This window comes from Pseudomonas panipatensis, from assembly GCF_900099785.1.
Taxonomy (GTDB): domain Bacteria; phylum Pseudomonadota; class Gammaproteobacteria; order Pseudomonadales; family Pseudomonadaceae; genus Pseudomonas; species Pseudomonas panipatensis.
In genome coordinates this window covers 47,783-72,542 of the sequence record NZ_FNDS01000017.1, presented here as the reverse complement: position 1 = coordinate 72,542, position 24,760 = coordinate 47,783, and the positions used below count along the sequence as shown (strand labels likewise).

Genomic DNA, 24,760 nt, shown 5'->3' with positions numbered 1-24,760 from the left:
CTTACCTCCCGGTGGACGAGGCGACCGGCGATTCCGGTTGCAGCTTCAGGTAGAGATAGAAGAGCGCCAGGGTGATGACGATCAGCAGCGCGGCGGCCGCACTGGCCATTCCCCAGTTGAGGAAGGACTGCACCTGCTGGACGATGAACTCCGGCAGCATCATGTTCTGCGCGCCGCCGAGCAGCGCCGGGGTCACGTAGTAACCCAGCGACATGACGAAGACCATCAAACCGCCGGAGAACAGCCCCGGCCGGCAGAGTGGCAGGAACACCCGGAAGAAGTTGCTCCAGGGGCTGGCGCCGCAGATCGAGCCGGCTTGCAGGACCATCGGGTCGATCGCCGACATGGTCGCCTGCAACGGCAGCACGATGAACGGAATCATGATGTAGCTCATGCCGATCACCACGCCGGTCAGGTTGTGCACCAGCTCCAGCGGCTGATCGATCAGGCCGAGGGCCATCAGTATCTTGTTGATCACTCCCGAGGCCTGCAGCAGCACCAGCCAGGAGTAGGTGCGCGCCAGCAGGCTGGTCCACATCGACAGCAGCACGATGTTCAGCAACACTCGCCCCCAGCCGCGCGGCACCAGGGTGATCGCCCAGGCCAGCGGGAAGCCGAGCAGCAGGCTGATCAGGGTGACCAGGGCGCCGACCGAGAAGGTGTTGAGCAGCACCCGGGCATAGGCCGAGTTGGCGAACAGCTGGGCGTAGTTCTGCAGACCCGGGGTGGGTTCGAGGACGCCGCGCAGCAGCAGGCTGACCAGCGGGATGAGGAAGAACAGGCTGATGAACAGCAGGGCGGGCAGCAGTTGCAAGGCACCGCGCCAGCGTCGCGCGGCCGAATCATCGCGCTTCATCGAAATAGCCCCAGGGGCGCCGCCGACGCGCGAGGCGTCGGCGGCTTGGCTTGCGGAGGGGGAGGCGACGGCAGCCATTTTCACTTGACCAGCCATTCGTTCCACCGGGCGGCGATGGCCGGACCGTTCTTGGCCCAGTACGCGTAATCGAGCGTGATCTGCTCTTTAGCGTAGGCGGTCGGCAGGTTCGGAGCGAGTTCCGGCTTGAGCAGGCTGACGCTGTCGACGTTGACCGGCGCGTAGGCGGTGAGGTTGGCGAAATCGGCCTGGCCTTTGGCGCTGGCGGCCTGGGCGATCAGCTTCATGGCCGCGTCCTTGTTCTTCGAGCCTTTCGGCACCACGAGGAAGTCGGCCATGACCAGGTTCTGCTTCCAGCTCACGCCAACCGGCGCGCCGTCCTGCTGCAGGGCATAGACGCGGCCGTTCCAGAACTGGCCGAGACTGGCCTCGCCGGAGGCGAGCAGTTGCTGCGACTGGGCGCCGCCGCCCCACCAGACGATGTCCTTCTTGATGCTGTCGAGCTTCTTGAAGGCGCGGTCGAGGTCCAGCGGGTAGAGCTTGTCGGCCGGCACGCCATCGGCCAGCAGGGCCAGCTCCAGCACGCCGGGGCTCGGCCATTTGTACAGGGCGCGCTTGCCGGGGTAGGTCTTGGTGTCGAACAACGCGGTCCAGTCCTGCGGCGCGTGACCGCCGAGCTTGCCTTGGTTGTAGCCGAGCACGAAGGAGAAGTAGAACGAGCCGACGCCGTGGTCGGAGGCGAAGCGCGGGTCGATCTTGCTGCGATCGATCACCTTGAAGTCCAGCGGTTCGAGCAGACCCTCGCTGGCGGCGCGCAGGGCGAAGTCGGCCTCGACGTCAACCACGTCCCACTGCACGTTGCCGCTCTCGACCATGGCTTTGAGTTTGCCGTAGTCGGTCGGCCCGTCCTGTACCACGTGGATGCCGCTGGTGGCGCTGAAGGGATCGGCCCAGGCCTGTTTCTGTGCGTCCTGGGTGGTGCCGCCCCAGCTGACGAAGCTGACGCTGTCAGCCGCGCTGGCGATGCCGCCGGCCAGACCCAGAACGGCGGCGATCATCGCCGCTGCTGCGCGTTTCTTGAAAACCATGTGCATGCCCTCGTTGTTGTGTTTGTACGCGAGCGGGTCGTTGTGCCCGCTCATCAGGAGCAGTCAGGCCAATCGGGCCTACAGGGTCGGCCGTGTCCGGTGCGTTGTTCAGGCTGTCCCTGGCGGGGGCGCCGCGACAATCGTCGGCCTACGGAATGTCATATTATGGTATTCCAAACTTTGTGCAAGCCTTTGCCCTGAATACCGGCGCGAACGGTCGTCGCGCCGGGCATTTTTCAGCCCTCGAAGGGCAGGCTTTCCACCACTTCCAGGGCATATCCGGTGAGGCCGGCGTACTTCAGCGGCGGGCCGAGGTGGCGCAGCTTGCCGACGCCGAGGTCTTGCAGGATCTGCGCCCCGGCGCCGATTTCCGAATAGATCCGCGACTGCGAGCGGGAGAACGGCCGGCTCGCGCGGGTCAGCTGCGGCACGCGCTCCAGCAGCGCCTGGGACGACTCGTGATTGGCCAGCACCACGACCACGCCACGGCCTTCCTCGGCGACCTTTTGCAGGGCGGCCCACAGCGTCCAGTTACGTGGCCCGCTGTACTCGGCGCCAACCAGGTCGCGCAGTGGGTCGATCACGTGGACGCGCACCAGGGTCGGCTCATCGTGACGGATATCGCCCATCACCATGGCCATGTGCACGCCGCCTTCGATGCGGTCCTCGTAGGTGACCAGACGGAAGGTGCCGTGCACGGTCGGCAGCTCGCGTTCGCCGATGCGCGCCACCGTGTGCTCGGTGCTCAGGCGGTACTGAATGAGGTCGGCGATGGTGCCGATGCGGATGCCGTGCCGTTCGGCGAAGGCTTCCAGCTCCGGACGGCGGGCCATGCTGCCGTCGTCGTTCATCACTTCGACGATCACCGCCGACGGCGTCAGCCCGGCCAGGCGCGCCAGGTCGCAGCCGGCCTCGGTGTGCCCGGCGCGGGTCAGCACGCCGCCCTCGCGGGCGCGCAGGGGGAAGATGTGGCCGGGTTGCACCAGGTCATCGGCGCGGGCGCCGGGGGCGACGGCGGTGCGCACGGTGTGCGCGCGGTCGGCGGCGGAGATGCCGGTGGTGACGCCACTGGCCGCTTCGATGGAGACGGTGAAGGCAGTGGAGAAGGCGCTGCCATTGGCCGGCACCATCTGCTCCAGGCCGAGGCGCTGGCAGTGCTCCTCGGTCAGCGTCAGGCAGATCAGTCCGCGCGCCTCGCGGGCCATGAAGTTGATCGCCGCGGGCGTGCAGTGCTCGGCGGCGAGCAGCAGGTCGCCCTCGTTCTCGCGGTCCTCGTCGTCCACCAGCAGGACCATGCGGCCCTGGCGGAAGTCGTCGATGATGTCTTCGATTCGATGGAATGGCATGGTCGGTTCCGTGCAGTGGTTGGCGGATAATTGTGGTATACCATAATACCGATTATTCGACAGCCACAGAGGATTTCCCATGAAGGCCTATTGGATCGCCCACGTCGACGTCACCGACCCGCAGCAATACAGCGCCTATACGCAACTGGCCCCGGCGGCCTTCGCTCAGTATGGCGGGCGCCTGCTGGCCAGGGGCGGACGCTCCGAGGCGCTGGAAGGACGGCCGACACCGCAGCGCAGCGTGGTCATCGAGTTCGCTTCCTACGAGCAGGCGCTGGCCTGCTACCGCTCGGCGGAGTATCAGGCGGCCTGCGCCCAGCGCCAGGGCGCGGCGCGCGCCGAAGTGATCATCGTCGAGGGCTTGTGACGGGGCCGCGGCGGGCGCTGGCGAGATCCATCGATGGGTTTCGCTGCGCTCAACGCCATCCTGCGTTTGCCAGCGCTCGCACGCGTTGCCGCGGCATGGCACCGTGGGTTGTCGGATTCGTCGGGAGCGGGGAGCGGTTGGCGTCAGCGGATGAAGTGGATGGTGCCGCTGTCGTCGTTGCCCATGTAGATGCCGTAGACGCCGGCGCGGCGTTCGGCGATGTAGCGTTCGAGGATTTGCCGGATCGCCGGGTAGTAGATGGCGTCCCAGGGGATTTCGTCGGCGGCGAAGAAGCGGTAGTCGAGGGTTTCCGGGCCGTACTGGCCGGTCTCTTCGAGGGCGATGGCGCGGAAGATGATGTACACCTCGCTGATCGTCGGCACGCTGAAGATCGAGTAGGGCGAGAGGATTTCCGCGCGCACGCCGCTCTCTTCCCAGACCTCGCGCAGGGCCGCCTGCTCGGTGGTTTCGCCGTTTTCCATGAAGCCGGCCGGCAGCGTCCAGGTGCCCACGCGCGGCGGGATGCCGCGCTGGCACAGCAGGTAGCGGCCGTCGCGCTCGATGATGCAGCCGGTGATGACCCGCGGATTCTCGTAATGGACGTAGCCACAGGCGTCGCAGAGCAGGCGCTGGTGGGTGTCGCCCGCCGGCGTGCGGCGGGCCAGGTTGGCCGAGCCGCAGGCGGGACAGAAGCGCGGGGCCGGCACGGCGTCAGCGTCCGATGCGCGGTTCTTTGAGGGCGATCGGGGCGACGATCGGGCGCACCTTGGCGTTGTCGTCCTGCTTGGATTTCAGGTAGTCCAGAGCGACCTTGGCGGCGGCGCGCACGTGGTCCACCGAAGCCTGGTGCGCGGCCAGCGGATCGCCGCTCTTGATCGCCTCGACGATGCGTTCCATTTCCTGGTTGCTCGCGCCACGCCGATTGGCCTGCGACACCGAGGTGGCGCGCAGGTAGCTGATGCGCGCCTGCAACTGGCGCAGCTGGGTGGCGGCGGTGCGGTTGCCGGCGCCTTCCAGCAGCACGTCGTAGAACTTCTGCACCGAGTCGATCACCTGTTGCAGCTCGCCTTCCTCCAGCGCCTTGCGGTTTTCCGCCAGGGCCTTTTCCAGGGCGCGGATGTCCTTGGCCTTGGCGTTGAGGGTGAACAACTGCACGATCAGCCCTTCGAGCACGCAGCGCAGTTCGTAAATCTCGGTGGCGTCTTCCAGGGTGATGATGGCGACGCGCGGGCCCTTGGCGTCGGCGAACTCCACCAGGCCTTCCGACTCCAGGTGACGCAGCGCCTCGCGCACCGAGGTGCGGCTGACCCCGAGCAGTTCGCAGAGGTCGCGCTCGACCAGGCGGTCGCCGGGCAGCAGTTGGAAGTTCATGATCGCCGTGCGCAGCTTGTCCAGCACGATCTCGCGCAGGGTGACGGGATTGCGATTGACCTTGAAGCTGTCATCGAGAGGCAAGCGTTTCATAGGGTCCGCTCTGTTATTGGCTGTCCGTAGGAGGAACGTGAGGCCCGGCTAGGGGCCGCATCGGGCTGGGACAGCGCTCAACCTTGTTGTTCCGCATCGGCTTCGGCGAAGGCCTCGCGAGCGAGGCGGAAGCTGTCCACCGCCGCCGGTACGCCACAGTAGATGCCGACCTGCAGCAGTATTTCACGGATCTGCTCGCGACTGAGGCCGTTGCGCAGGGCGCCACGGATGTGAAGCTTGAGTTCATGCGGCCGGTTGAGCGCTGAAATCATCGCCAAGTTTATCATGCTGCGTTCTTTCAGCGATAAGCCGTCCCGGCCCCAGACGTGGCCCCAGCAGTACTCGGTGACCAGTTCCTGCAGCGGCCGGCTGAAGTCGTCGGCGTTTTCCAGCGAACGCTGTACATAGGCCTCGCCCAGCACCTGGGTGCGGATCGCCAGGCCCCTGGCGTATTTTTCGTTGCTCATGCGAGCTTTCTCCTGCCAGCGGCGGCGCCCCTTGCCGGCGGCGCCGCGACATCGATAAAAAAGGGCCGCTACCGAGAGTGGGATGGTGCGCGGCCCGCAAGGGACATCAGGCGATCTGCGGCAGCGCGCCGAGGCGCCCGCGGTGATAGACCATCGGCGTCATTTCCTGCTTGGGCAGGATCAGGTTGCGCACCGCGCCGACCACGATGGCGTGGTCGCCGCCGTCGTACTCGCGCCACAGATCGCACTCGATGATCGCCGTGGCCTTGTTCAGCAGCGGGTTGCCCAGCTCGCTGAGGTGCCACTCGATGCCGCGCGCCTTGTCCTTGCCCTTGCCGGCGAAGGCGTAGGCTTCGGCCTGCTGATCGGCGCACAGCAGGTGGATGGCGAACTTGCCGCTGCGCGACAGCACCGGGTAGGTATCCGAGGCGTAGTTGGGGCAGAACAGTACCAGCGCGGGGTCGATCGACAGCGCACTGAAGGCGCTGGCGGTGATGCCGACGATGCCGCCGTCCTCGTCCAGCGTGGTCACCACGGTGACGCCGGAGGGGAAGGAGCCCATGACTTCTTTGTAAATGCCGGGTTCGATCATCTCAGCCTGCCTCTCAACGCATCACGAAGGGGTCGGGCATGGGCGCTGGCGAGAGGTTGATCCACACCGTTTTCAGTTCGGTGTAGGCAAGCACCGAATCGATGCCGCTCTCGCGGCCGTAGCCGCTGTTCTTGAAGCCGCCGATCGGCGCCATGGCCGATACCGCGCGGTAGGTGTTGACCCAGATGATCCCCGAGCGCACGTCGCGCGCCAGGCGGTGGGCGCGGCCGAGGTCGCGGGTCCAGATGCCGGCGGCCAGGCCGAACTGCGAGTCGTTGGCCATGGCCAGCGCCTCGGCCTCGTCCTTGAAGCGGATGACCGCGGCCACCGGGCCGAAGACTTCCTCTTGCATGATCGTCAGGTCATGGCGCGCGCAGGCCAGCAGGGTCGGCTCGTAGTACCAGCCGTTGCCGTCCAGCGCCGGGCGGCGGCCGCCCATGAGCAGGGTGGCGCCTTCGCTCTGCGCCTGGGCGACCATGCGCTCGACGATCGCCAGTTGCTGTTCGGTGGCCATCGGGCCCATTTCGCTGGCATCGTCCTGCGGGTTGCCGATGCGGATGCGCCGCGCGCGTTCGATCAGGCGCGCGACGAATTCGTCGTAGACCGCGTCCTGCACCAGCAGCCGCGAGCCGGCCACGCAGCTCTGCCCGGAGGCGGCGTAGATGCCGGCCACGGCGCCGTTCACCGCGCTCTCCAGATCGGCGTCGGCGAAGATGATGTTCGGCGACTTGCCGCCCAGCTCCAGCGACAGCTTGGCGAAGTTCTCGGCGCTGCTGCGCACCACGTGGCGGGCCGTGGCGGCGCCGCCGGTGAAGGCGATCTTGCGCACCAGCGGATGGCGGGTCAGCGCCGCGCCGGTGCTCGGCCCGTAGCCGGTGACCACGTTGACCACCCCGGCCGGGAAGCCGGCTTCTAGGGCCAGGCGGGCCAGTTCGAGAATGGTCGCCGAGGCGTGCTCGGAAGGTTTGAGGACGATGGTGTTGCCGGCCGCCAGGGCCGGCGCCAGCTTGATCGCCGTCAGGTACAGCGGGCTGTTCCAGGGAATGATCCCGGCCACCACGCCGATCGGTTCGTGCACCGTGTAGGCGAACATGTCCGGCTTATCCAGCGGCAGGGTGCCGCCTTCGAGCTTGTCGGCCAGGCCGGCGGTGTAGTGGAAGAACTCCGGCAGATAGCCGACCTGGCCGCGGGTCTCGCGGATCAGCTTGCCGTTGTCGCGGCTTTCCAGTTGCGCCAGCTCTTCCTTGCGCGCGCCGATCAGGTCGCCCAGGCGGCGCAGCAGCTTGCCCCGCGCGGTCGCGCTGAGGCCGCGCCAGGCCGGCGCCTCGAAGGCGCGCTGGGCGGCCTGCACGGCGCGCTCGACATCGGCTTCGTCGGCGTCGGGCAGTTCGGCCCAGGCTTCGCCCAGGGCCGGGTTCAGGCTGTGAAAGGTCTTGCCGGAGAGCGCATCGACCCATTGGCCGTCGATGCACATCTGGAAGCGCGCGAGCGTCATGCGACGTTCCCCTCTACTGAATGGCGGGAGGCCTGAGCGCGGTGGAGGAAGTCCAGCAGCATCTGGTTGACCAGGCGCGGCGACTCCACCGGCATCATGTGCCGTTGTTCGTCCAGCACCACCGTCTCGGCGCCGGGTATGTGTGCGGCCAGTTGGCGGGCCATCTCCGGCGTCGAGCCGGGATCGAGTTCGCCGGTGGCGACCAGGGTCGGCACGCGGATGTCGCCCAGTTGGTCGGCGCGGTACATGTCCTGGGTGGCGAACAGCTCATAGGTGGTCAGATACCCCTGCGGATCGTTGCTGGCAAGGGTTTGCCGGATCGCCGCGATCTGCGCCGGGTTGGCCGCCTGGTATTCGCGGCTGAACCAGCGCGACAGCGCCGCCTCGGCATTGGCGTCCGGGCCATGCTGGGCGGCCTGGGCGGTGCGCGCGATGACCCCGGCGCGCTGTTCCGGCGTGCGGTTGAACACACTGTTGAGGATCACCAGGGCAGCAGTGCGCTGTGCATGCTTGAGGGCGAAGGCACGCGCCACCAGGCCGCCCATGGAGAAACCGATGATGGTCGCGCGCGGCAGGTCGAGATGCTCCAGCAGCTCGAACAACTGGTCGGCATAGGCCTCCAGCGCCGTGCCCGAGGCCGGGCGCGGGCTGGCGCCGTGGCCGAGCATGTCGTAGGCGATCACCTGGAAGTGCGGGGCCAGGCCGACGATCTGCCCGCCCCACATTTCCTTGTTCAGGCCGACCCCGTGGATCAGCACCACGGGCTCGCCCTGGCCGGTCACCAGGTAGCTGGTGCCGGCCGGTGTCTGCTGAGGGCTGAGCATAGTCATGCCGCTGCTCCCGCTCACTGCGCCTTCTCGGCGGCGAGCTCTTCCAGGTCGATGTAGCGGTTGCCGATGCGCGGATGCAGGCGGCCACCGTCGGCGGCGCCGAGGACCACAATAATCTCGTCGGCGCGCGGGGCGTCTTCGATCTGCATTTCCAGGGTGATGTAGTGCGAGCGCAGGCCTTCGTCGTCCTTGTGCATCATCGGGATCTGGATCGAGGTGCCCGGACCGCCGCGCTTGTTGGTGAAGCTCAGGTAGCTCTTGGCCTTCACCGCCTCGCGGTAGTGGTTGCCGAAACGCAGGGTGTGAATCACCGCCGAGGCGTGCTCGATCTCGCCATCGGCGCCGACCACCGCGGCCTTGCCGTAGGCTTCGATGCGCGCGGCACCGCCGATGGCGGCGGTCAGGCGCTCGACCATCAGCGCGCCGAGGTCGGAGCAGTTGGCCTTGATTTCCGGTTTCAGGTCCTCGACGAAGCCGCGGCCCAGCCACGGGTTCTTGATCACCACCGCCAGGCCGACCATGGTGACCGGCTTATCGGCGGCCTTGCCGCCCTCGATGAAGGTTTCTTCGGAGTAGGTGACGATCTTGCGGATCTCGAAGCTCATGGGGTGCTCCTTGAGTCTGGGGCTGATGAGGGGCTATTGGTGTCTTATGGTATACCATAATACTTGATTCGCAAGAGGCATCTGCGTGCGTCTCGGAAAGCCCCGAGATAGAGATTCTGCTTAGGGATTTCGGTGCTTCTGTGGCCAGGCTGCGAGGTGGAAAGGGCACCAGGATGAGCGCGCCAGCACGCGGAAAGCCCCTTCGACGCGGTGCTGGCTGAGCGGAAATTCTGGAATACCGCCGACCAAATGTCGGCGTACCAACGGATGAGTGGCCTGCTCATTCGCCCGAGGCTGCCGGAAATTTCTCGCCGGGGGTGTCGTAGGCTTCCCCCAAGGCTGCGCCCGGAAGGCGCCGGCTACATGAGCGCAAGCGGCAGAAAAAGCCCTCGCGCTGCTCAAGAACGCGGCCTAGCTGCCGATGGCCATGATATTCTTACGGACATTTCCTACCCGATACGCCGGCAGCCAGGCAAAGGCGCCAGGAAATACCGCAGGCTCCCCGATCCGCCGCCAACTCGCGCTCGCCACCGCGCCGCGCCGCGCCGCGCGGCGTCGCCGCGTGCAACGCGCAATGGACTGTGCCCCCAGCATTATCGGCCCAGCGGCCGCCACAGGTTTCTGCAACAGGTAATGGTCATGCCTCAGCCCCACGCGTCGAATACCTCCCTGAAACGTCTGCTGTCGTCGATGACGGCCACGATCACTTTCGTGCTGCTGCTCGGCAACGGGCTGCTCTGGTACGGCAACCACGCCTTGAGCGTGGCCAGCGCCGAGCAGTTGCGTCTGCAGGAGGCCTCTCTGGCCTTCAAGGACGTGCGCTACCACGTGGTGCAGATCCAGCAGTTCCTCACCGACGCCTCGGCGGTCGGTTCCGACGACTACAGCGAAGCCAGGGCCGAACAGAGCGCCGCGCATCAGGAGCTGGCGCGTCTGCGCACACTGGCGCCGCAGATGCAGGCTTCCATCGACGAGGCCGGCAGCAGCATCGATCGCCTCTATGCCACGGGCGAGCGCATGGCCAACCTCTACGTGCACCAGGGCCGCGACGCCGGTAACGCGCTGATGAAGGGCGCCGACGGTTTCGACGCGCTTTCCGAACAACTGGCCAACCGCATGGAAAGCATGGCCCAGCAACTCGGCGATGCGGTCGCGACGGCCAACGCCGGGCAGGCCGCCGAACGGCGCATGATCGCCTGGATCAGCAACGGCATCGCCTTGCTCGCCCTGGTGCTGCTGCTCGGCGGTTGCCTGTATCTCTATCGCCGCCTGATCCAACTGCTCGGCAACGAGCCAGCCTACGCCGTGGCGGTCGCGCGCAGTGTCGCCGACGGTCAGCTGGAGATTCCCATCCACGACCGCTCGCAGCGTGGCGACAGCCTGCTCGGCAGCATGCAGGCGATGGTCGAGGCGCTGGCCGGGCACATGCGCCGGATCGACCAGGAGTCGCGCCAGATCGGTCAGTCATCCTTCCAGATCGCCGACATCTCGCAACGCATCACCGGCAGCTCGCGCATCCAGGAACAACGCTCGGCGGAGGTGCGCGAGGCCACCAGCGAACTCGCCGCCACCTCCAGCTCGGTGCTGGAGCTGTCGCAGACCGTCAGCGACCGCGCCAGCCAATCGCGTTCGCGCGCCGCCGAAGGCGTGCAGGCGATCCGCGGCAACATCGAAGAAATGGCCCGCGCGGTCACTGAAGTGCAGGCCGCCGGCCAGCAAATCCACGCCCTGGGCGAAGCCAGCCGGCAGATCCAGGCGATCACCGCGACCATCAGCGGGATCACCGACCAGACCAACCTGCTGGCCCTCAACGCGGCCATCGAAGCGGCCCGCGCCGGCGAGGCCGGGCGTGGCTTCGCGGTGGTCGCCGACGAAGTGCGCGGCCTGGCCACCCGCGCCGGCGAAGCGACCAACACCATCAACGGCATCATCGGCAACCTGGCGGCGCTGGTGGAGAACAACACCCGCGCCATGGACGGCATCATCGAGCGCACCCACCAGGGCATGTCCAAGGCCGAAGGTGCCAATCAAGTGTTCGCCCTGATCCTCCAGGACATCGAGCACAACGCCGGCCTGGCCAAGGAAATCTCCGCCGTCAGCAGCCACCAGATGGGCAAGCTGGCGCAGCTCGAATCGCGTCTCGGCGAACTGATGCACACCCTGGAAGAGAACACCGCGCAGATCCACACCACCGGCGTGGTCAGCGCCGATCTGCACCAGGTATCCGAACGCCTGCGCCAGGTCATGCAGAGCTTCCATTTCGACAGCCTGCAGACCGTGGTGCCGGCGCCGGACGACCAGCGCAAGACCCCGCGGGTGATGCAGAACCTGATGGTGGAAGTGCGCGACGGCGGGCGCGAGCAGTTCGCCACCAGCGCCGACTTCAGCATGAGCGGTATCCGCCTCAAGCTCGCCCAGCCGCTCCAGGCCGGCAAGGGCGATAGCCTGGAATTGCTGATCCGCCAGCCCAGCGACAACCGTGCCGAGTACGACCGCCAGCAACCGTTCCCGGTCAAGGCGCGGGTGAAATGGCAGACCCAGGGCGAGGGCAGCTACAACTACGGCCTGGCCTTCGAAACCCTGGATGCCAGCGCCCGCGACAAGTTGAAAGCCTGCATCACCTACTACAACCAGGCGCCGTTCTACGAGACCGGCGCGGTCGCCTGAGCGGCGCGCGCCGAGTCTTTCAGCGCCGTCGCTCGATGCCTGCGGCGAAGGCGCTGAAGGTTGGCAACTGCTCCAGCGGCACCCACAACGCACCCTGCCAGTCCAGCACGGTGACGCGCTGCGAGCGCCAATTCATCAGCAACCGCCGTGGCTGCCGCGGATCGTCCCGGCCCTGGTCGCGCAACAGTGGCATCACCGTCTCTGCCAGCCAGCGGCCCAGCGTGCGGTTCTCCGGGTGGCCGAAGCGGAACAGTGCCTTGTAGAGCGCCGCCTCGCTGATGACCTCCACCGGCTCCTCGCCGCCACTGGCATGGCGTAGCTTCACTACGCGCATTTCATGGGGTTCCATGCGTCGCGCGAGGGATTGCGGATGATTGAGGCCTAATAGCCGCGCCAGGTCATAGGCGACGAACCAGGGCTGGTCGTCGATCAGAATGCCACGCAGGGGGCGGGTGTGACGGAGGAAGGTGGTAGCGCTGTATGCATCGTGCATAGTGGAGAACTCCTGTTCTGAGGGGGAGTCCGCCGCTACGTCGTCAAACGGAGGGGGCGGACCGCGCGGGGTTGACGAACCGGGAACAGGTACCGGCAGGCCCGAGGGCCTCCCCGCGCGATCCGCCATAGAGCGTGGCAGATAAATCCAAGAGCGCACGGGGGCCTGCAAAAACGCTACGCCGTTTTCGCATACGCCATCGGCGCCAACGCGCCTGTTCTGCCGGGTCGTCAAACCCGGTCACGGGATTGACCGTGACTGGCGGAGGATAGGAGGCCGGGCTCTAGCGGGGCAAGGAAAGCGCCGGTAGGAAAGTTCTCTGTTGCGGGTTGAGCCTCCTGGGCGACCTGGCGCCGGCCGGCCCGAGTCAGTCCCCGCTCGCTTGCCCGCGTGAAACTCCGCACGGCCACCCGGACCAATGGTTGGCCGTGGGCCGGAACGAATCGAGCCCGGTCCGTCTAACGAAAATGGCCTGTGGCTCAGCCGAGGATCGGCAGGCGGGCTATCGGGAGACGCGGATGGACAACGAAGCGGAGTTGCTCGAGCGGGTGCGCGCGGGGGAGCGCTGCGCGTTGGACGAGATGATCAAGTTGCACCATGCTTTTCTGGTCGCCATGACGACCCCGTTGGTCGGTTCGGGGTTGGCCGACGACGTTGCGCAGGAGACCTGGCTGAAGGCCATTGCCTCGATCGGCAAGTTCGAGGGCCGGTCCAGGTTCCGAACCTGGCTCGCACGGATCGCCATCAATGAGGCCCGCGCCATGCGCCGCAAACACTGGAGGGAAGTATCCCTCGATCGCTGGGGCGTGGACACCGGCTCGCCGATCAGCGCGTCCTTCGATGCGCGCGGTGCCTGGATTGCGCCGCCGCCGCAATGGCATCACGACACCCCCGAGGATCTGCTCACGGAGAGCGAGCTGCATGCGTGCATCCGCAAGCATCTGCAGCTGCTTCCCGACGACCAGCGGAGCGTGGTGATGATGCGTGAACTGGGTGGGCTCGATTACGCCGAAATCGCCCAGGCGCTCGGCTTGGGCGAAGGCAATATCCGCGTACTGCTGCACCGCGGGCGACAGCGCATGCATGCCATGTTGATTCGCTTCCAGGCGGAGGGCGTATGCTGACCTGCCGCGACATTTCCGAGCTGGGCTCGGAGATCATCGAGGACCGTCTGCAGCCGGTGAATCGCCAGGCGGTGATGCTGCACTTGCAGGGCTGCCCGCGCTGCGCGGCCTATATCAAGCAACTCGAACTGACATCGCGGGTGTTGCAGCGGCTGGCGCTCCAGGATGACGCCATCGATACCCAGGCCATCATCGAGAAGCTGCAAGACGCCGAGCGCTGAATGGCGCCACGCCCGTCTGTAACAAAACCCCGGATCCCGGCATCAGAGAGGCCAGAAGGCTCGGTCAAATGGGCGCCGAGCGGTCGCGGCTGCCAACCCTCGGCAGTTTGCCAGCCCGTCTCATGGGCGCCCATGGGGCACGTCCCTGTGCCCGTTGCGCGCTTTAGCTGGGCGGTTGGGTTCGCCCGTCATTGCGGATTCTTTCGTCCCAGCCTTTATTTCGGGGTGCCGTATAGCGCCCGGTCGCGTTCGATCGGCGTGCTGTAGCGGGGTTCGGTTTTGAGCGGCGCTTGCGCGTCGAGCGTGGGGCCCGCCGCGGTCGGCCGCTCTTCGATCATCTGTGCGTAGCGATTCGCGGAGTCTCGTTCCGCCTCTTGGGCCACGCGTGCTTCTTGCCTCATGTGCGATTCGAGCAGACGGTCACTGCCACTTTCGGCCAGGGCGGTGCCTGCCGCGGTGCCCATCGCTATGGCGACAATCGCCACCTTGCTGAGAAAAGTTGTCATGGTTTCATCCTCCGTAACCTCATCCCCCATGCCTTTATTCCCCTGATTGGATGAGCGCCGGGGCGCGATGTTACAGACCGTTGGGGCGGCGCAGCGGAGGGAGGCAAACAAGCCTTGCCGGCTGACGAAGCGTGGTCCTATGGTGTCTGTGAGCCTGCGTGTGCCGGCGATCGCCCATGGGTCGTAACGGAGGAGCCGAGGATGACCAGGTCGAATTTCCTTGGATCGATCCTGCTGGGACGCCGCCGCTACATTCTGGCCGGGCTGGTGATGGGCAGCAGTCTCATCATGGGCGGCGCGAAGGCCGCGGCAGCGCAGCCGCCGGGCGGCCACAGAAATACGGTGGCCGCCTCGGCGAAGCGCGAATGGGAGGCACTGATCCGCGCCTCTCTGGCGCTGAGCGACGCGGAGAAGCTGGAAGCGGTCAACCGCTTCTTCAATCACCGCATCCGCTTTGGCGAAGACCTCGAAGTCTGGGGGCAGCCTGACTACTGGGCCTCGCCCCTGGAAACCCTGGAGCGCGGCGCTGGCGACTGTGAGGACTTCGCGATCGCCAAGTTCTTCACCCTGCGCCTGCTCGGCATCCCGGAACACAACCTGCGACTGATGTACACCACCCTGAGTTCGACCCACCAGGCCCATATGGTGCTGGGCTACTGGAGCGGCGGTGCGGAAGTGCCGCTGGTCCTGGACAGCCTGCTGGCGGATATCCGCCCACTGGCGCAACGTCACGACCTGCAGATGCAGTTCGCCTTCGATACGACGCACCTGTATCGGTTCGAGCACAACCGCCTGGTGGTGGCCGGCGACGCCAGGTTGCTGCCACGCTGGCAGGAATTGAAAGACAAGGTGAGCCAGGAGCAGCTTTCCGCTCCGCCCTCGATGCAACTGGCGGTCAAAGCCGGCGCGCAAGGCGAGCGTCCTGGTCGGTCATCCTCGCGCTGAAGGCTGGCTCAGCCCCTGTTCTTCACCATGTCGAACATCATCAGCCGCTCGTGGAGTTCCTGCAGTGTCTGGCGGAACGCCTCCGGGCGGCCGCTGCCGGCCGGGTTGGCGAAGTTCCACAGCAGCACGTCATCCGAGAGGGGGAGGCGTCGTTCTTCGTGGTTGGCCTTGTCGCACAGGTCGATCAGGTAGTCGAAGTGTTGCCCGCTGAATTCCTCGATCGACTTGCTGCGCAGGCCGGCGGCGGAGACCCCGGCATGCTCCAGCGCCTGGCGGGTGCGCGGGTCGATCCCGCAGGGGACGATGCCGGCGCTGAAGGCCTCGAAGTGCTCGCTGTCCATGTCCCGCAGCAAGGCCTCGGCCATGGGCGAGCGGACATCGTTGCCCATGCAGATGAACAGCACTCGCTTTTTCTCGCTCATGGTTGCCTCGGTCGCGCGTTGGATGATGGGAAACGATAGACGCCGAGCTCTGGCGGCGCGATCCGCCGCCTTCGGGAGACGCGCGCCGTATCCGTCCGCCCCGGCGAATCCGGCGTACAGCGAACGCTTCGCCGCTCAGCGGTTGAAGCGCTCCGCCAGGCTGTGCAGGTAGGCGGCCATGCGTTCCAGGTCCTGACTGATGGCCGAGCCTTCCCTGGCCTGCCCGGCGCTATGCTCGGAGAGGTGGGCGATGCGGGTGATCTGCTGACTGATGTCCTCGGCGACGTGGCTCTGCTGTTCGGAGGCGGCGGCGATCTGCTGGCTCATGCCGGTGATGCGGCTCACCGCCTGGCTGATGCCTTCCAGCGCTTGGCGAACCGCTTGCACGCTGCCGACGCTGTCGCGGGATATCTGCTCGCCGCGGTTGGCGGTGACTACCGCGCGCTGCGCGCCGTTGCGCAAGTTCTCGATGATCTGGTGAATCTGCGTGGTCGATTCGCGGGTGCGCGAGGCCAGCGAGCGGACTTCATCGGCCACCACGGCGAAGCCACGGCCCTGTTCCCCGGCGCGCGCCGCTTCGATGGCGGCGTTCAGCGCGAGCAGGTTGGTCTGTTCGGCGATCGAGGCGATGACATCCGCCACGCTGCCGATGGTCTGCGTGGCGTCGGCCACTTCCTGGACGGCGCGGCCGATCTCGCTGACCGCTTCGGCCATGTGCTGGATGGCCCCCAGGCTGTCGCCGGCGAGGCTGTTGCCCTGCTTGGCCAGGTGTTCGGCTTGCTCGGCGGCGTGGCTGGTGTTGGCGACGTTGATCGACACTTCCTGGATGGTCGCGGCCATCTGGTTGATGGCGGTGGCCGATTGATCGGTCTCGTTGCGCTGCTGCTCCAGCAGCTCGGCTTCCGCGCGGGACAGGCGGGCCGACTCCGCCGCGCGCTGGCGCACGCTTTCGCCGGCGTCCTCCAGCCGCGTCAGGGCCGTCTGCAAGCGCGCCTCCTCGCTGAACATGGCCAGTTCGAGCATCGCCTGGGCGCCCTGGCTGTCCGAGTAAGTCAGCGCCACCAGCGGGCTGACGAAGGCTTTCGGGTGCTGCGCCAGGGTGCCCAGGATGCGTTTGCGGGCATCGGCGAGCAGGGCAACGGCCATGGCGAGCATGATCGCCAGGGTCGCGAGCGCCAGCCAGGCGCCGTCGAGGACTTGCTCCACGCCGAGCAGCGCCAGGCCCGCCAGGATCGCCGGCCAGCAGCGGCCGAGCACATGGACCAGGGCCGCTTGCCGGGACGCCGCCGGCTTGCCGGCGCGCAACCGCGCATAGAGGGCCTCGGCACGCTTGACCTGCTCGCGCGTCGGTAGTGAGCGGACCGACTCGAAGCCGATCATCCGGCCGTCCTCATAGATCGGCGTGACGTAGGCGCTGACCCAGTAGAAGTCGCCGTTCTTCGCGCGGTTCTTGACCAGCCCCATCCAGGGCTTGCCCTGTTTCAGGGTTTCCCACATATGGGCGAACACCGCGGGCGGCATGTCCGGGTGGCGCACCAGGTTGTGCGGTTGGCCCAGCAGCTCTTCGCGGGTGAAGCCGCTGATCGCCACGAAGGCGTCGTTGCAGTAGGTGATCTTGCTCGTCAGGTCGGTGGTGGAGATGAGGCGTTCGTCGGCGGGGAAAGTACGCTCTTGCTGAGTAACCGGTAAGTTTTGGCGCATAGCTCAGCGATCCCTCTTCAGATTTTTCCGAATGTCTTGACCCAGCTATCTGAATGTCTAGCACAAGGAATGGACCGTGCCGCTGTCCCGCCGAAAGGCGCCGGATTTATTTTCGCTGGCTGCGTTGAGCCCCTGAACAGCCGTTCAGCGCGGCCTTCAGCGCGGTCTACCGTCGTGTGCGGGTGGTTTGCGCACTCAGGCGCGGAGGTCGGGGCTGTGGCGGTGGCTGGGCGACGGCATCACCTCGCTGCGCGAACCGCGCCGCCGCTCAGGCGGCGCCGGGGAAAGTCCTGGCGCCGTGCGCGCCGGCGCGTTGCCGACGGCGAATCGAAGGGGGGAGGAAGGGCGCTTCAGGCGAGCATCCGCTTGAAGTAGTCGATGGTTTCGCGAAGGCCGTCCACCAGCGCAACGCTTGGCGTCCAGCCCAACTGTTGCTGCGCCAGACCGATATCCGGCTGACGCTGACGCGGATCGTCTTCCGGCAGCGCTTTGAGCGTGAGCTTCGAGGACGACCGGCACAGGTCGAGAATGATTTCGGCAATCTCGACGATGGAGTATTCGACCGGGTTTCCCAGGTTCACCGGTCCGGTGAAGCCCGGCGCGCTGTTCATCATGCGCACGACGCCTTCGACCAGGTCGGAGACATAACAGAAGGAGCGGGTCTGGCTGCCATCGCCGTAGAGGGTAATGTCTTCGCCGCGCAGGGCCTGGACGATGAAGTTGCTGACCACCCGGCCGTCGTTCAACTGCATGCCGGGGCCGTAGGTGTTGAATATTCGGACGACCTTTATGTCGGTCGCGTGCTGGCGGTAGTAATCGAAGAACAGGGTTTCCGCGCAGCGCTTCCCCTCGTCGTAACAGCCGCGCAAACCGATGGGATTGACCCGCCCCCAGTAGGCCTCCGTCTGCGGATGCACTTCCGGGTCGCCATAGACCTCCGAGGTGGAGGCTTGCAGGATGCGCGCGCCGGTGCGCTTGGCCAGCCCGAGCATATTGATCGCGCCCTGCACGCTGGTCTTGGTGGTTTGCACCGGGTCTTGCTGGTAGTGGATGGGCGAGGCCGGGCAGGCGAAGTTATAGATCTGATCGACTTCGACGTAGAGCGGCGAGGTGATGTCGTGGCGCAGCGCTTCGAATCTCGGGTTGGCCAGAAACTCATGAATGTTCTTGCGGCTTCCAGTAAAGTAGTTGTCGGCTGAAAGTACTTCATGGCCGTCGGCCAGCAGGCGCCGACATAAATGAGAACCAATGAAGCCCGCTCCGCCTGTCACCAGAATACGCATATGCCACCCGGGGAAATGTTATGCAGAAAGTCGCTTTTGTGATTACTTGCAAAGGCCGTTTGCACCATGTGCAGCAAACGTTGCCGAGAATTGTCGAGCAAGTGCCCGCGGAAATCATTCTGGTGGATTATGCATGCCCTGACAATACAGGCGACTGGGTGGAAAGCAACTATCCAAGTGTCAAGGTGGTGCGTGTCACGGACGATCCCGGATTCTGCTTGCCGCGTGCGCGGAATATCGGCGCGATGAACTCCGTCGCCCCCTGGCTGTGTTTCATCGACGCCGATATCAAGATACGGCCGCACTGGGTCGAATGGATGGGCGCTAACCTGGCGCCGGCCTTTTTCTACCGCGCCGCGCCCGAGAATGGCGAGCGCGACGATGAAACCTACGGCACCTTCATTTGTTCGCGTCTGCACTTCGAGCAAGTGGGCGGCTATGACGAAGCGTTTCGTGGCTGGGGCGGGGAGGATGACGATCTTTATGCCCGGCTCAGGGATGACCTGCACTTGCAGGAGAGTACATATCCCAGTGAGTTCGTCGAACCGATATCCCACGATGATGCTGAAAGAACGACTTTCCATGATGTGAAAGGCAAGGAAGTGCAGCGTTTCATCAATGATTGCTACATAAGAGTCAAGCAATACATCCTGCGCAATCATGCCAGTGAGCTATCGCTGGAAACCCGGCGCAGCATGATGGAACAAATAAAACGACAATTCGCACACACCGAAGAGGCGCAGCAGAAAACCTATTCGGTGGTATTGGAAGTGCCCCGGGTTATTTGCCGGGATGGCAGTTTCCAGGATCTTCTGGTCGAGCTGAATAAACAAAGGAAGTTCGTCGTTTTCGGCAAACGCGAATTGAGCATGAACGTGCGTGCGGTCAGCGCCAGTCGACAAGGGGCGAGCGCCGCCAGGGAGCAAGCCGAAGCCTGAGCCCCGGGGGCGAACGCTGGCGCATCGCTGCACCATGGGTTCAACGGGGCGTGTCGAGAGGCGGCTGTCCCGGCTCGAACGGCAGCACCTTGTCCTGCTCGGCGGGATCGTTTCTGGCCACGATGGCGCGGGCGGGCTGGGTAGCGCTCAGGTTGATGGCCTGGTGCGGCACGCCCGGCGGAACGAAGAGAAACTCGCCGGCCTGGCTGACGACTTCGTGCTCCAGCGCGGCGCCCCAACGGGTCAGTACGCGGCCTTCGAGGACGTAGAGGGCGGTTTCGTAGCCCAGGTGGATGTGTGGTTCCGAGCGCGCGCCAGGCGGTATGACGACCAGGTGCATGGACAGGCCGGTCGCATTCACCGTCTGCCCCGAGATACCGATGAAATACGGCAGGCGCTGGCGCGTCATGACCTCGCGATCCGGGTGGACGCCCTGCACCTTGGGCTGGGTTGCGCGCATGGCTGCCGACCTCCCGCTGGGCTGCTGAGGCCTGGTGTCGGCTTGCAACGCCAGGCCGGGCGTACAGGGCAAGGCCTTGCCCTGTACGGTCTGCTGCGCGGCGGCGCCGGCAGCTCCGTTGAGCATAGGTCATCGCGCCGTCCGGCAGCGCCCGCTGCCGCCGGCCGCTAGGCGCCCATCTCGCCCTCGATCGCCGCCGCACAGTCCATCAGCAGTTGCCGATAGCGCTCCTCGGCGCCTTCCGCCGCCAGCACGGCTTCCGGCCCGGAGAGATTGATGGCGGCGCTGACGTTGCCGCTGCGGTCGCGGATGCCGGTGGCGATGGCCGTCGAGTAGTCGGAGCGGTGCAGCACCCAGCCGCGTTCGCGATCCTCGGCAATGGTGCGTTGCAGTTCCAGCAGGGTGCGTGGCGTCGGCGGCGGGTAGTCGTCGAGGCGTACGTGCTGGTAGAGCTGGGCCAGGGCTTCTTCGTCGAGGGCGGTGAGCAGGACGCGGCCGAGGGCGGTGCCGTGGCAGGGCAGGCGGGTGCCGACCGGGATGTTCACGCTCAGCCGTTGCGGGGCGAAGGCGCGGTAGATGTACAGACTGTCGGTCTGCTCGCGGATGCTCAGGTGGCAGGACAGCGAGGTACGGTCGCGCAGGGCGTTGAGGTGTGGCAGGGCGATCTCGACGATGTCGCGGCTGCACAGGTAGGCGAAGCCGTCGGAGATCACCCGTGCGCCGAGTTCGTACTGGTTGCGTTCGAGCTTGTTCAGGTAGCCCATGTCCTGCAGGGTCTGCACGATGCGGTAGAGGGCCGAGGGGCTGACACCCAGGTGTTCGGCCATGTCGTTCATGCTCAGGCTGCGCTGGCGCGCGTTGAACAGGCCGAGCAGGCTCAGGCCGCGCTCCAGGGCGGGGACGCGGTAGTCGGTTTCGCTCATGGCGTGGGCTCCACGGCGGCGCCCGCTGACGGGCGCCGCCGGCTGGTCAGTCGAGCAGCGCGTCGATGCCCACCGGGCGCCCGCCGAACTCCTGCATGGCGTCGAGCATGGCTTCCCAGAAGTAGGTCACCGATGCGCGGTCGCAGAGGATCTGCAGGCACGGCAGGTGCTCGTCGCCGAGGTTGATGACGATGACGTTGATGCGCGCCGCCGAGGTCTGCGCCACCGCGCCGCTGGGGAAGGCCTGCGGGCGCAGGTCGACGCCGCAGAGCTTGGCCATCACCTCGGCGCAGTGCTGGCCGCTGAGCAGCAGCCAGGCATGGCTGTCCTGGCGCGGCAGCAGGTAGTTGGCGCTGTCGTCGAGGCGCCAGGCGGCTTCCTCGGCGGCGATACGCGCGCCCATGTCATGCAGGCTGCCGAGCAGCAGGTACTCGGCCTGCGACAGGCGCGCCACCAGGCTGCCGTCGCTCTGCCGCAGCGCCTGGTTGGGCGCCGGCGGCAGGGCGTAGCCGCGCGCCTGCAGGTAGGCGGCGGCGTCGGCGCCACGGAAGCCGGCGCGCGGCAGGTTGCTCAGGTCGATCAGCGCGCAGTCTTGCAGTTGCGCGTGTTCTTCCTGCTCGCCGTAGCGCGCGACGATGGCGCTGCTGCCCAGGGTGGCCAGGCGCGCGCCCTGGTGCAGCGGGTAGAGCGGGCTGCGTTCGATGAAGTCTTCGGCTTTCAGGCTGGACATGGCTCAGAGCTCCTGACGCTGGTTCTGCGGGTCATAGAAGGGCAGTTGCACGACGCTGGCGCGGACCACCTGGCCGCCCTCCACGCGGATCGGGATCTGCATGCCCGGCGTGCTCTGCGCGGCGCCGACATAGGCCAGGCCGATGATCATGCCGAGGGTCTGCGAGTACTCGCAGGAGGTGACGTTGCCGCTGATGTCGGCGCCATCCAGCACCAGGTGTCCCTCCAGCGGCTGGGCGCTGCCCTGGGGCAGGCTGAAGCCGACCAGCTTGCGCTTGAGCGGCTGTGCTTCGAGGATTTCCACCGAGCGTTTGCCGACGAAGAACGGCTTCTTGCGGCCGATCGCCCACTGCATGTCGATTTCGCCGGGGTGGGTCATGCCGTCGGTGTCCTGGCTGATGATCACGTGGCCCTTTTCCAGGCGCAGCAGGCGCTGGGTCTCGACGCCGAAGGGGCGGATGGCGAATTCGCCGCCGGCCTCCATCAGCACATCCCACAGGCGCTCGGCGAAGCGCGCCGGCACGTGGATCTCGTAGCCCAGTTCGCCGACGAAGCCGACCCGCAGCACCCGCGCCGGGATGTCGGCGACCGTGCCGCAGCGCACGCCCAGGTAGGGGAAGGCTGCGGCGGAGAGATCGATGTCCGCGCAGACCTTCTCCAGCACCCGGCGCGACAGCGGTCCGGCCAGGTTGACCGCGGCCAGGGCGGCGGTGACGTTGGTGATGTCGACGTTGAGCCGCCATTGCGCGTTCCACTTGAGCATCTGCTGGTAGATGCGGTCGACGCCGCTGGTGGTGGCGGTGACGTAGAAGTGCCGCTCGCCGAGGCGGGCGCAGACGCCGTCGTCGATCACCACGCCGTGCTCGTTGGTCATCAGCGCATAGCGCGTGCGGCCGATCGGCAGCTTGGCGAAGCCGAAGGTGTACAGGCGCTCCAGCAGTTCGGCGGCGTCCGGGCCGCGGACGTCGAGACCGCCGAGGGTGGAGACGTCGATCAGGCCGACCTTCTCGCGCACGTGGCGGGCCTCTTCCTGCATGCAGCGCTCGCGATCCTCGGGCTTGCCGTAATAGGCCGGGCGTTGCCAGATGCCGGCCGGCATCATCTTCGCCCCGGCTTCGAGGTGGCGGCGGTGCATGGGCGTCTGCCGGTACGGGTCGAAGGCGCGGCCGGCGACGTGGGCGAGCTTCTCCGCCTGGAACGGCGGACGCGCGGTGGTCACGCCGGTTTCGCTGATGCTGCGGCCGGTGGCCTGGGCCACCAGGCGCGCGGTGGGCAGCGCCGAGTGGCGGCCCTGGGAGGGGCCCATGCCGACGGTGGAGAAGCGCTTGACCAACTGCACGTCGCGGTAGCCGCTGCGGGTGGCGTTGACGATGTCGCGCACTTGCAGGTCTTCGTCGAAATCGACGAAATCCTTGCCCTGCGGGTGGGGGAAGATCGGCCAGTCGAAGTTCACCGGCGCTTCGCGGTGGAACGCCGGCAGGCCCGGCTGCGGTCCCAGGCCGAGGGCGGCGATGGCCTGGGCCGCCGCCTGGGCGCCATCGTTGAGCACGTTGTCGAGGGCGTGACGGCCGTTCACCGAACCGGCGATCGCCAGTTCGACCGGCAAGCCGCTGATGGCGAACTCGGCGCGCGGCTCTTCGTAGGCGAGCTTGCCGCCGGCCTGGCAAAGCAACTGGTAGACCGGCATGTAGCCGGCGGACATGCACAGCAGGTCGCAGTCCAGGCGCAGGCCGTCGCTGGCGACCGTGCCCTGGCCGCTGATGCGGCGAATTTCGACCCCGCTGACATGGCGCATGCCTTTTTCGTGCAGGGCTTCGTAGACGGTGCTGCCGGGGTGCTGGGCAATGCCGCGGCGCGACAGTTCGGCGGCGAGCCTGGGGTCGGCGGGTCCGGCGCGCAGGTCGACCACGGCGGCGACGCTCACGCCCTGCTCCTGCAGGTCGAGGGCGGCCAGGTAACCGTCGTCGTTGCCGGTGAGGACCACGGCGCGTTGCCCGGGCTTGACCGCATAGAGCTTCATCAGGCGCTGGGCGGCGCTGGTCAGCAGGATGCCCGGCAGGTCGTTGTTGCGGAACACCACCGGCTGGTCGAAGGAGCCGGAGGCGACGATGCAGCGGGTGGCGCGGACCTTGTACAGGCGCTTGTGCTGGATCACCGGCAGGTAATTCTCGGTGAACCAGGCGTTGCAGGTGGCGTCCTTGAGAATCTGGATATTGGCGTGGCCTTCCACCGCCTCGACCAGTTCGCGGCGCAGCGCCGCGGCGCGCACGCCTTCGATGTCGAAGCGGGCGTAGTTGAGCGAACCGCCGAGCAGCGTCTGCTGCTCCACCAGCAGCACCTTGGCCCCGGCGTTGGCAGCGTCCAGCGCGGCGCGCAGGCCGGCCGGGCCGGCGCCGATAACCGCCAGGTCGACGAACAGGTAGGCCTTGTCGTAGTACTGCGGCTTGAAGTCCAGGTCGAGCACGCCGAGACCGGCCTTCTTGCGGATCAGCGGTTCCCAGACCTTCCACATGCCCTTGGGCTTGTAGAAGGAACGGTAGTAGAAGCCCACCGGCATGAAGCGCGAGAACTTGCCGAGGTAGGCATCGCGGTCGGCCATCAGGCTGCCGGCGTAGTTCTGCCCCTCGACCCGCAGGCCGTCGCTGAGAGCGTGCAGGTCGGCGAGCACGTTGGGTTCGTCGGGCAGTTGCACCAGGCTGTTGGCGTCCTGCCCGGCCATGCTCAGCGGGCCGCGCGGGCGGTGGTATTTGAACGAGCGCGAGAGCAGCCAGCGGCCGTTGCCGATCAGCGCGCTGGCGATGCTGTCGCCGGCATAGCCCTGGTAGTCGCTGCCATCGAAGCTGAAGCGCAGCGGCTGCTCGCGGTCGATCAGCAGGCCCATGGGCGCGGGAAGGCGGGAAAGGGCGTTCATCCGGCGATCTCCTCGGCGGTTTGCGGGGCGGCGAAGTCGATGCGCCGGGTGAAGATTTCCTTCGGGTCGAAGGTACGGAGGATGCGGTCGCTGACGGTGTGGCGCTCGGCCAGGAACCAGTAGCTCGACGCGTTGTGCATCCACCATTCGAGGACCACGCCGGCGGCGTTGTCGCTGTTGAACACGTAGTCGGCCCATTCGGCGTCGCTGCAGGTGGCCGGGTCGGGCATCTGCTTGAACTCGCCGCCGTAGGTGAATTCGCTGATGTTGCGTGGCCCATTGAGTGGGCAAGTCATGATCTTCATCTGC

25 protein-coding genes and 3 pseudogenes are annotated in these 24,760 nt (G+C 66.5%); 7 read left to right on the top strand and 21 right to left on the bottom strand.

Annotated features, from left to right (window positions below; all coding sequences use genetic code 11):
- Window position 1: 1 nt before the first annotated feature.
- From BLQ74_RS25795 to ribBA, 3 genes are all read right to left on the bottom strand, one after another.
- Entirely contained in the window at window positions 2–952 is a 951-nt protein-coding gene (locus BLQ74_RS25795; RefSeq protein ID WP_090268197.1) for an ABC transporter permease, read from the bottom strand.
- Entirely contained in the window at window positions 937–1,962 is a 1,026-nt protein-coding gene (locus BLQ74_RS25790; protein WP_090268210.1) for an ABC transporter substrate-binding protein, read from the bottom strand. The genes BLQ74_RS25795 and BLQ74_RS25790 overlap by 16 nt, the downstream gene beginning before the upstream one ends.
- Window positions 1,963–2,198: 236 nt before the next feature.
- Window positions 2,199–3,308, bottom strand: a complete 1,110-nt coding sequence (ribBA, locus tag BLQ74_RS25785; RefSeq protein WP_090268195.1) for a bifunctional 3,4-dihydroxy-2-butanone-4-phosphate synthase/GTP cyclohydrolase II — start codon at window positions 3,306–3,308, stop codon at window positions 2,199–2,201.
- A 79-nt stretch (window positions 3,309–3,387) separates the two neighbouring features.
- Between ribBA and BLQ74_RS25780 the strand changes: the two genes are divergently transcribed.
- Window positions 3,388–3,675: a DUF1330 domain-containing protein gene (locus tag BLQ74_RS25780; RefSeq protein ID WP_090268193.1), complete on the top strand. Its 288-nt coding sequence runs from the start codon at window positions 3,388–3,390 to the stop codon at window positions 3,673–3,675.
- A 143-nt stretch (window positions 3,676–3,818) separates the two neighbouring features.
- Here the strand turns inward: BLQ74_RS25780 and BLQ74_RS25775 are convergent, their stop codons facing one another.
- The 7 genes from BLQ74_RS25775 to BLQ74_RS25745 form a co-directional block, all read right to left on the bottom strand.
- Window positions 3,819–4,382 carry an NUDIX hydrolase gene (locus tag BLQ74_RS25775; RefSeq protein WP_090268192.1) on the bottom strand — a complete coding sequence of 188 codons (564 nt, stop codon included), beginning with the start codon at window positions 4,380–4,382 and terminating at the stop codon, window positions 3,819–3,821.
- A 4-nt stretch (window positions 4,383–4,386) separates the two neighbouring features.
- A complete protein-coding gene (locus BLQ74_RS25770; protein WP_090268190.1) occupies window positions 4,387–5,139 on the bottom strand; it encodes a GntR family transcriptional regulator in 753 nt (250 codons plus the stop codon).
- Window positions 5,140–5,216: 77 nt separating this feature from the next.
- Window positions 5,217–5,606 (bottom strand): carboxymuconolactone decarboxylase family protein, encoded by a 390-nt coding sequence (locus tag BLQ74_RS25765; protein ID WP_090268188.1) that lies wholly within the window; start codon window positions 5,604–5,606, stop codon window positions 5,217–5,219.
- A gap of 106 nt (window positions 5,607–5,712) precedes the next feature.
- The gene (locus tag BLQ74_RS25760; protein ID WP_090268186.1) at window positions 5,713–6,198 is read right to left on the bottom strand and encodes a flavin reductase family protein; all 486 of its coding nucleotides are present in this window, start codon (window positions 6,196–6,198) and stop codon (window positions 5,713–5,715) included.
- A 13-nt stretch (window positions 6,199–6,211) separates the two neighbouring features.
- Complete coding sequence (locus BLQ74_RS25755) at window positions 6,212–7,693, bottom strand: aldehyde dehydrogenase (RefSeq protein WP_090268185.1); 1,482 nt, start codon at window positions 7,691–7,693, stop codon at window positions 6,212–6,214.
- On the bottom strand, window positions 7,690–8,523 hold the full coding sequence (locus tag BLQ74_RS25750) for an alpha/beta fold hydrolase (protein ID WP_090268183.1): 834 nt from the start codon (window positions 8,521–8,523) through the stop codon (window positions 7,690–7,692). The genes BLQ74_RS25755 and BLQ74_RS25750 overlap by 4 nt, the downstream gene beginning before the upstream one ends.
- 14 nt (window positions 8,524–8,537) lie before the next feature.
- Window positions 8,538–9,128, bottom strand: coding sequence for an amino acid synthesis family protein (locus BLQ74_RS25745; RefSeq protein WP_090268181.1), 591 nt, complete (start codon window positions 9,126–9,128; stop codon window positions 8,538–8,540).
- Between the two features lie 249 nt (window positions 9,129–9,377).
- Between BLQ74_RS25745 and BLQ74_RS28275 the strand changes: the two are divergent.
- A pseudogene (locus BLQ74_RS28275) lies at window positions 9,378–11,198 on the top strand (methyl-accepting chemotaxis protein); the annotation flags it as partial.
- Between the two features lie 39 nt (window positions 11,199–11,237).
- Window positions 11,238–11,795, top strand: a complete 558-nt coding sequence (locus tag BLQ74_RS28270) for a PilZ domain-containing protein (RefSeq protein ID WP_425287516.1) — start codon at window positions 11,238–11,240, stop codon at window positions 11,793–11,795.
- Between the two features lie 19 nt (window positions 11,796–11,814).
- On the opposite strand, the gene BLQ74_RS25735 is transcribed toward BLQ74_RS28270, so the two are convergent.
- Window positions 11,815–12,288: a BRO-N domain-containing protein gene (locus BLQ74_RS25735; protein ID WP_090268178.1), complete on the bottom strand. Its 474-nt coding sequence runs from the start codon at window positions 12,286–12,288 to the stop codon at window positions 11,815–11,817.
- A gap of 518 nt (window positions 12,289–12,806) precedes the next feature.
- Here BLQ74_RS25735 and BLQ74_RS25730 point away from each other — a divergent pair.
- Both BLQ74_RS25730 and BLQ74_RS25725 read left to right on the top strand, forming a co-directional pair.
- Entirely contained in the window at window positions 12,807–13,412 is a 606-nt protein-coding gene (locus BLQ74_RS25730) for an RNA polymerase sigma factor (protein WP_170842877.1), read from the top strand.
- Window positions 13,406–13,633 (top strand): zf-HC2 domain-containing protein, encoded by a 228-nt coding sequence (locus BLQ74_RS25725; protein WP_090268174.1) that lies wholly within the window; start codon window positions 13,406–13,408, stop codon window positions 13,631–13,633. Before BLQ74_RS25730 ends, BLQ74_RS25725 begins: the two co-directional genes overlap by 7 nt.
- A 215-nt stretch (window positions 13,634–13,848) precedes the next feature.
- Here the strand turns inward: BLQ74_RS25725 and BLQ74_RS25720 are convergent, their stop codons facing one another.
- Window positions 13,849–14,139 (bottom strand): hypothetical protein, encoded by a 291-nt coding sequence (locus tag BLQ74_RS25720; protein ID WP_139199128.1) that lies wholly within the window; start codon window positions 14,137–14,139, stop codon window positions 13,849–13,851.
- Between the two features lie 201 nt (window positions 14,140–14,340).
- On the opposite strand from BLQ74_RS25720, the gene BLQ74_RS25715 reads away from it, so the two are divergent.
- Window positions 14,341–15,084 (top strand): transglutaminase-like cysteine peptidase, encoded by a 744-nt coding sequence (locus BLQ74_RS25715; RefSeq protein ID WP_090268171.1) that lies wholly within the window; start codon window positions 14,341–14,343, stop codon window positions 15,082–15,084.
- Between the two features lie 8 nt (window positions 15,085–15,092).
- Here BLQ74_RS25715 and BLQ74_RS25710 read toward each other — a convergent pair whose 3' ends face one another.
- From BLQ74_RS25710 to BLQ74_RS25700, 4 genes and pseudogenes are all read right to left on the bottom strand, one after another.
- The gene (locus tag BLQ74_RS25710; RefSeq protein WP_090268170.1) at window positions 15,093–15,506 is read right to left on the bottom strand and encodes an arsenate reductase ArsC; all 414 of its coding nucleotides are present in this window, start codon (window positions 15,504–15,506) and stop codon (window positions 15,093–15,095) included.
- A gap of 135 nt (window positions 15,507–15,641) precedes the next feature.
- Window positions 15,642–16,616, bottom strand: a pseudogene (locus BLQ74_RS28265) (methyl-accepting chemotaxis protein); the annotation flags it as partial.
- A gap of 309 nt (window positions 16,617–16,925) precedes the next feature.
- Window positions 16,926–17,207: pseudogene (locus BLQ74_RS28260) on the bottom strand (PAS domain-containing protein); the annotation flags it as partial.
- Between the two features lie 350 nt (window positions 17,208–17,557).
- The gene (locus BLQ74_RS25700) at window positions 17,558–18,490 is read right to left on the bottom strand and encodes a UDP-glucuronic acid decarboxylase family protein (protein WP_090268167.1); all 933 of its coding nucleotides are present in this window, start codon (window positions 18,488–18,490) and stop codon (window positions 17,558–17,560) included.
- A 20-nt stretch (window positions 18,491–18,510) separates the two neighbouring features.
- Between BLQ74_RS25700 and BLQ74_RS25695 the strand changes: the two genes are divergently transcribed.
- Window positions 18,511–19,428, top strand: a complete 918-nt coding sequence (locus BLQ74_RS25695) for a glycosyltransferase family 2 protein (RefSeq protein WP_090268166.1) — start codon at window positions 18,511–18,513, stop codon at window positions 19,426–19,428.
- Window positions 19,429–19,468: 40 nt separating this feature from the next.
- Here BLQ74_RS25695 and BLQ74_RS25690 read toward each other — a convergent pair whose 3' ends face one another.
- The 5 genes from BLQ74_RS25690 to BLQ74_RS25670 all read right to left on the bottom strand — a co-directional run bounded on the left by BLQ74_RS25690 (window position 19,469) and on the right by BLQ74_RS25670 (window position 24,756).
- Window positions 19,469–19,888: a cupin domain-containing protein gene (locus tag BLQ74_RS25690; RefSeq protein ID WP_090268164.1), complete on the bottom strand. Its 420-nt coding sequence runs from the start codon at window positions 19,886–19,888 to the stop codon at window positions 19,469–19,471.
- A gap of 167 nt (window positions 19,889–20,055) precedes the next feature.
- Window positions 20,056–20,811, bottom strand: a complete 756-nt coding sequence (locus BLQ74_RS25685; protein WP_090268163.1) for an IclR family transcriptional regulator — start codon at window positions 20,809–20,811, stop codon at window positions 20,056–20,058.
- A gap of 46 nt (window positions 20,812–20,857) precedes the next feature.
- A complete protein-coding gene (locus BLQ74_RS25680; RefSeq protein ID WP_090268161.1) occupies window positions 20,858–21,541 on the bottom strand; it encodes a sarcosine oxidase subunit gamma in 684 nt (227 codons plus the stop codon).
- 3 nt (window positions 21,542–21,544) lie between these two features.
- On the bottom strand, window positions 21,545–24,451 hold the full coding sequence (locus BLQ74_RS25675) for a 2Fe-2S iron-sulfur cluster-binding protein (RefSeq protein WP_090268160.1): 2,907 nt from the start codon (window positions 24,449–24,451) through the stop codon (window positions 21,545–21,547).
- Complete coding sequence (locus BLQ74_RS25670) at window positions 24,448–24,756, bottom strand: sarcosine oxidase subunit delta (protein WP_090268158.1); 309 nt, start codon at window positions 24,754–24,756, stop codon at window positions 24,448–24,450. Before BLQ74_RS25670 ends, BLQ74_RS25675 begins: the two co-directional genes overlap by 4 nt.
- Between the last annotated feature and the right edge of the window lie 4 nt (window positions 24,757–24,760).